We start from the raw sequence: 5,986 nt of genomic DNA on the forward strand, positions 1-5,986 counted from the left end.
CGTGCCGAACAGCGGCGAGGCCTTGGCCGGCTCCTCGGCGAACACATCAAGGGCGGCGCCGCCGATATGGCCCGAATCGAGGCCAGCCTTGAGGGCCGCTTCATCGATCAGCCCGCCGCGAGCGCAGTTGACGATGCGCACGCCGGGCTTGGTCTTTGCCAGGTTCTCCGCCGACAGGATGTTGCGGGTGCTGTCGGTCAGCGGCGTGTGCAGGCTGATAAAATCGGCGCGGGCCAGCAATTCGTCCAGCGTGACCTTTTCGACGCCCATGTGCTCGGCGCGCTCAGGGGTCAGGAACGGGTCATAGGCGACCACTTTCATGCGTAGGCCCAGCGCGCGGTCGGCGACGATGCTGCCGATGTTGCCGGCGCCGATCAGCCCCAGCACCTTGGCCGTCATTTCGACACCCATGAAGCGGTTCTTTTCCCACTTGCCGGCCTGGGTGGAGGCATCGGCTTCGGGAAGCTGGCGGGCGAGCGCAAACATCAGCGCAATGGCATGTTCGGCGGTCGTGATCGAATTGCCGAATGGCGTATTCATGACGACGACACCGCGCGACGAGGCAGCGGGGATATCGACATTGTCCACCCCGATGCCGGCGCGGCCGACCACCTTGAGGTTGGTGGCCGCGGCGAGCACGTCCTTGGTCACCTTGGTGGCGCTGCGGATGGCAAGGCCGTCGTAATTGCCGATGATCTTGATCAACTCGTCCTTGGACAGGCCGGTGATTTCATCGACTTCGATGCCGCGAGCACGAAAGATCTCGGCTGCCTTGGGGGACATTTGGTCGGAAATAAGGACGCGTGGCATGGGTGTGAGCCTTTCGTAACCTCCCGCCGAACGGGAGGGTGCAATGATATGTCAGGGGCGCGAGTGGTGCCGGCGCCGGGAGCCGATCAGGCGGCGGCGACCTGCGCGTAAGCCCAATCGAGCCAGTGTGTCAGCGCGACGACATCGGCAGTATCCACCGTGGCGCCGCACCAGATCCGCAGGCCCGCCGGTGCATCGCGATAGGCGCCGATGTCATAGGCGGCACCTTCCTTGTCGAGCAGCGACACCATGGCCTTGACCTGGTCTTCGCTGGTGCCGGGCAGGGTCAGGCAAACACTGGTGTTCGACCGTGTTGCCGGATCACCGGCAAGATGCGCCACCCAAGGCGTGCGCGCCACCCAGTCCGACAGCGCGGCGGCATTGGCGTCCGCGCGGGCCATCAACGCGTTCAGTCCGCCGATGCTTTCGGCCCATTCCAGCGCATCGATATAGTCTTCCACGGCCAGCATCGACGGCGTGTTAATGGTTTCGCCCGAGAAAATGCCCTCGATCAGCTTGCCCTTGGAGGTCAGGCGGAAAATCTTCGGCAGCGGCCAGGCAGGCGTGTAGCTTTCGAGGCGTTCGACGGCGCGCGGGCCGAGGATGAGCACGCCGTGGCCGCCTTCGCCGCCCAGCACTTTCTGCCAACTGTAGGTCAGTACATCGACCTTGGCCCAGGGAATGTCCTGAGCGAATACGGCAGACGTGGCATCGACGAGGTTCAGGCCCTGCCGGTCATCCTTGATCCAGTCGCCGTTCGGAACCCGCACTCCTGATGTGGTGCCGTTCCAGGTGAAGCAGATGTCACGGTCCTGATCGAGCGCGCCCATGTCGGGCAGGGCGCCATAAGGTGCGGTCACGACATCGGCTTCGATCCGGAGCTGTTTCACGGCATCGGTGACCCAGCCTTCGCCAAAGCTTTCCCAGGCGACCATGGTGGCCGGGCGGGCGCCGAGCAGCGACCACATCGCCATTTCATAGGCGCCGGTGTCCGACGCCGGCACGATGCCGATGCGGTGGGTGTCGGGCACGCCCAGCACCTTGCGCGTCAAGTCGATGGCGCGCTTGAGCCGCGCCTTGCCGATCTTGGAACGGTGGGACCGTCCAAGTGAATCGGTGGCGAGTTCGGAAGCTACCCAGCCGGGGCGCTTGGCACAGGGGCCGGACGAAAAATGTGCACGCGCCGGAAGGGCGGTGGGCCTGTGCGCACCGCGCACAAGATTTGCAGTATCAGTCATGTTCTCTCCTCACAGAGAGCTCGCGCGGCGTTGGGGCCGCGTGGCCCGCTGTCGCCCCTATAGTGTTTGCCGCCAGCGTCAAGCATGATCGGTCAACCGAGCGCCGATACGACCGCACGGCCCAGAGCCGGAAAATGCCGGTTGCGTTCCTCAAGCGAGGATACTGCCGCGAACAGATAGGCACTTACCAGGATAGGCTTGCGCCCGGGCGGCGTAATCAACGACACGATGTTGCGCGCCCGGTCCGCGCCGGCCCCGGTCTTGTGCGCTTCTTGCCATCCGGCGGGCAGCGCGCTGCGCAACATGGTCGCGCCGGTTTCGCTGTTGGCCATCCAGCCGAGCAATTGCACGCGCGCCGCTGGCGCCAGCACACCCCCCAGCAGGACGCGCCGCGCCGTCCACAGCATCGCTGCCGGCGTGGTCGTGTCGCGCGGATCGCCGGGTGTTTCGTTGTTCATTTCCGGCTCCATCCGGTCGAGGCGCGTGACGCCATCGCCGATCTGCCGGAGCCAGCGCGTAAGCGCCGCCGGGCCGCCGGTGTGTTTCAATGCAATATTGGCCGCCGGATTGTCGGACAATGTCACCATGGCGCCGGCCAGTTCGGTCAGCGTGGCAGTGCTGCCGATGCGCGGCCGCGTGAAGGGCGCCGGATTGATCACGTCGGCCGCCGTGACCTGCAGCGCATCGTCCATCCGCCACGGTCCGCCGGCCAGCAGCCGGGCCGCCAGCAGCAGCTTGAAGGTCGAGCACATCGGAAAGCGGGTGTTGGCGCGCCAGCCAAACTGCCGGCCCGTGCCGGTGTCGAGCACTGAGAGGCCCAATGGCCCGCCAGCGGCACGCTCCACCTCGGCGACGGCGCGGCGCAAGGCTGCCCAGCGATCAGGCGCAGCGGCGCCCAAAATTGTTTGTGGGCCGGGCGCAGCGGCGCCCAGAATTGTTTGTGGGCCGGGCGCAGCGGCGCCCAGCAGGGGCATTCCGGCAAGCAAAGTGCGGCGATCGAGCATCATGGGCCTTTCGGCTTTACGGCGTTCACCATGCTGGACCGGCGGCGCAGATGCCAGCTTGACCAGGCTGCGGCGAACGCACCGGTGATAACAAACAACGATGGTCGCCCGGTTTCGGCGTCCAGCCAGTACGACAGCACCGCCGCCGCCGACACTGCCAGCGCCAGCGCCGGCAAAAACGGGTGGAGCGGGGCGGCATACGGGCTTGGCTCGCCCAGTCGCCGGGCCGCTATCAACGCCAATGCGATGAGCAGATAATCGGCGGCATTGCCCGAGGTGAGGATCAGCAGCCAGCGCTCCCCCAGCAAAGTCGCGCCGCCTGACAGTGCAGCAACGATGAGCGTTGCGCCCCAAGGTGCATGGCCGCGCCGGCTCAGTCTTTTCGCCAGGCCGGCGGCGGGGCCGGGCAGGGCGCCATCGCGCCCCATGGCATGCACCATGCGGGCAAAGGCCATGATCGTGGCGATCAGCGCATTGAAAACGGCCGCGATGACGCCGGCGCTGACCGCCTGTGCGACAGCGGGGGTGGCCGCAGCCCCCAGAAAAGCCGCGATGGGGGATTGCGCGCCGAGCAGCGCCGGGCGTGCCGCCAGTGCCGGCACCAGCACCAGCATGGGCATGGCGATGACCAACGCCGAAATCGCTCCGGCCCGTGCCGTGACGGGGCCCAACGTCGCCGCGCCGCCCTGCATCTCCTCGACGAAATAGAGCGCATAGACCGCGCCGCCGCACCAGAACAGCCCGGCAAGCACCGCCAGCGCAAGGACGCCAATGCCAGTCGCCGTGCCATCGGCCATGACCGGGGCGGCGATGACAGTCATCAGCGGTATCGCCGGCTGTGCCGCCGCGACCCACATCAGCACGGCCAGCGCCGCCAACTCGACACCCAGAAACAGCCCGGTGACCAGCGCGCCGGTGCGGATGTTGCACATCGCAATGCCTGCAGCCGCTGCAATGGCGGCAAGCGCGGCCGGCAACTGCGGCAGCGCCGGAAACAGCACGCGCAGATAACCAGCCAGTCCCAGCGCCGAAAAGGCGATGAGCGGCATCGCCGTCACCAGCGTCATGAACATATAGCCCTGCGCCACGCCCGGCCCGAGCAACGCTGCCAGGCCGGGATAGACGCCGCCAGCGCCCGGACGCCGGCTGCCGAGTTCGGCGTAAAGCAGCGCAAACAGTGCTGCCAAAATGCCGCCGGCCAGAAACGCCAGCGCTGCGCCGGTGCCGGCCAGATGCAGCACCGCCGATCCGCCGACATAGACCGACATCACCGGCGATACCGCGGAAAGAACCAGCAGCAACACCCCGCCAGGTCCGAGAGCTCGCCTTAGCGCCAGTGTATCGTCCAACCCCATCCCCTTCGGCCCGCTACTGCCTTGACGTGGCATCGCCGCGCCCGGCAAGTCAATGTATCGGAGGACATTGCACATGATTGACTGGGTGGGACAGGTGGTGCTGGTTACCGGCGCAGCATCCGGAATCGGGCGCGCGCTGGCCGATGCGTTGACCCTGCGCGGAGCGCGCGTGGTGGGCGCTGACATTGCAGATGCCGGCGGTGATGCATTGCATGCCGATCTGGCGCGGCCAGAAGCAGCCGGCCAGGCAGTTGCGGCCGTCATCGCCCGGCACGGCCGTATTGATGCGGTGTTTGCCAATGCCGGCATCGGTTACAATCGGCGTCTGTTGAAGGCAGATCTGGATGACCCGCGACTGGATGCGCTGTGGGAGATCAACATGCTTTCGGCCACGCGGCTGGCAAAACCGCTGGAGGCTGCTGCCAGGGCGCAAGGTAGCCGCGCCAGAATCGTCATCACAGGATCGGAAAACAGCCTTTCGCTACCGGATTCGATCCGTGAATTCGGCAACGGGCTGTATGCGGCCTCGAAACACGGTGTGCTCATTCTGGCAGAATGGCTGGCCAGCGAGTGCCGGACCGGAAATCGCCCGCTTGATGTCCATGTGCTGTTGCCCGGCGGCGTCTACACCGGTCTCACGGCCGGAGGGCTTGGTCCTGATCCGGCCGGATGGCCAGCCGACATGGGCGTCATCATGCCGGACCGTGCTGCGGAAATTGCGCTCAGGGGCCTGGACCTCGGGTTGTTCTACATCCCGACGCACGCCCATTTGATCGTCGATATGCGGGCGCGCTTTGACGGGATGACCGAAGCAACAAGAGCGCTGGGTCTGGGGCAGGGGTGACTTTCCCCGTCCGAGCGCCTATGTGCGCCACCCGATATGATGAACCCACCGCCACAGATTCCGCCCAGCATCTTCCCCAGCGCCAAGGAGGAAGTCCGGTCCGCGCCAATACCCACGGCGGTGCCGCAGACCGAACATGGCGCCTATCGCCTGGCGTTCCAGGACAATGATTTCCTGCTTCGCGAGGATCTCCGGCCTGTCCGCTTCCAGCTGGAATTGCTCAAGACCGAATTGCTGCTGAGCGAGGCCAGCATTGATTCGACTTTTGTTTTTTATGGCTCAGCGCGCATCCCGTCGCCTGAGGAAGCCGAAGCTGTAATCGCCGCCGCGACCACGCCGGCGGCTTTGGCCATTGCCGAGCGCCTTGCGGCCAAAGCACGTTATTATGATGTGGCGCGCGTGTTGGCAGCCACGGTGTCGTCGCACTGCGCCGAGGGCAAGCGCTGTTTTACCGTGTGTTCGGGCGGCGGACCGTCGATCATGGAGGCGGCCAATCGCGGGGCCTGGGATGTCGGCGCGCCGTCGCTCGGCCTCAACATCGTGTTGCCGCACGAGCAGGTGCCTAACCCCTATGTGACGCCGGGCCTATCGGTGCAGTTTCATTATTTTGCGCTGCGAAAGATGCATTTCCTGATGCGCGCCAAGGCCGTGGCAGTGTTTCCGGGCGGTTTTGGCACGTTCGACGAATTCTTCGAATTGCTGACGTTGGTGCAGACCGGCAAGGTCGCGCCGCTG

Annotated in this window: 6 protein-coding genes; 2 read left to right on the forward strand and 4 right to left on the reverse strand. The window is 65.8% G+C overall.

Going from position 1 to position 5,986, the window contains the following annotated elements; genetic code table 11:
* The 4 genes from RMQ73_RS01820 to RMQ73_RS01835 all read right to left on the reverse strand — a co-directional run.
* On the reverse strand, positions 1-810 hold an 810-nt coding region (locus RMQ73_RS01820), incomplete at its 3' end, for a hydroxyacid dehydrogenase (RefSeq protein WP_310496271.1).
* Between the two features lie 86 nt (positions 811-896).
* Positions 897-2,048 carry a phosphoserine transaminase gene (locus RMQ73_RS01825; protein ID WP_310496272.1) on the reverse strand — a complete coding sequence of 384 codons (1,152 nt, stop codon included), beginning with the start codon at positions 2,046-2,048 and terminating at the stop codon, positions 897-899.
* Between the two features lie 92 nt (positions 2,049-2,140).
* A complete protein-coding gene (gene bla, locus RMQ73_RS01830) occupies positions 2,141-3,055 on the reverse strand; it encodes a class A beta-lactamase (RefSeq protein ID WP_310496273.1) in 915 nt (304 codons plus the stop codon).
* Entirely contained in the window at positions 3,052-4,353 is a 1,302-nt protein-coding gene (locus RMQ73_RS01835) for an amino acid permease (protein WP_310496274.1), read from the reverse strand. The genes bla and RMQ73_RS01835 overlap by 4 nt, the downstream gene beginning before the upstream one ends.
* Positions 4,354-4,480: 127 nt before the next feature.
* On the opposite strand from RMQ73_RS01835, the gene RMQ73_RS01840 reads away from it, so the two are divergent.
* Both RMQ73_RS01840 and RMQ73_RS01845 read left to right on the forward strand, forming a co-directional pair.
* A complete protein-coding gene (locus RMQ73_RS01840; protein ID WP_310496275.1) occupies positions 4,481-5,251 on the forward strand; it encodes an SDR family oxidoreductase in 771 nt (256 codons plus the stop codon).
* A gap of 39 nt (positions 5,252-5,290) precedes the next feature.
* Positions 5,291-5,986, forward strand: a 696-nt coding sequence (locus tag RMQ73_RS01845; protein WP_409049817.1) for an LOG family protein, incomplete at its 3' end; no start/stop codon positions are given.

It is taken from the genome of Sandarakinorhabdus sp. (genome assembly GCF_031430775.1).
In the GTDB taxonomy this organism is placed as follows: Bacteria; Pseudomonadota; Alphaproteobacteria; order Sphingomonadales; family Sphingomonadaceae; genus Sandarakinorhabdus.

Bases quoted from the DNA above. Each gene is read 5' to 3' on its own strand.
- RMQ73_RS01825 (WP_310496272.1), bottom strand. From the start codon at position 2,048: ATGACTGATACTGCAAATCTTGTGCGCGGTGCGCACAGGCCCACCGCC.
- bla (WP_310496273.1), bottom strand. From the start codon at position 3,055: ATGATGCTCGATCGCCGCACTTTGCTTGCCGGAATGCCCCTGCTGGGC.
- RMQ73_RS01840 (WP_310496275.1), top strand. From the start codon at position 4,481: ATGATTGACTGGGTGGGACAGGTGGTGCTGGTTACCGGCGCAGCATCC.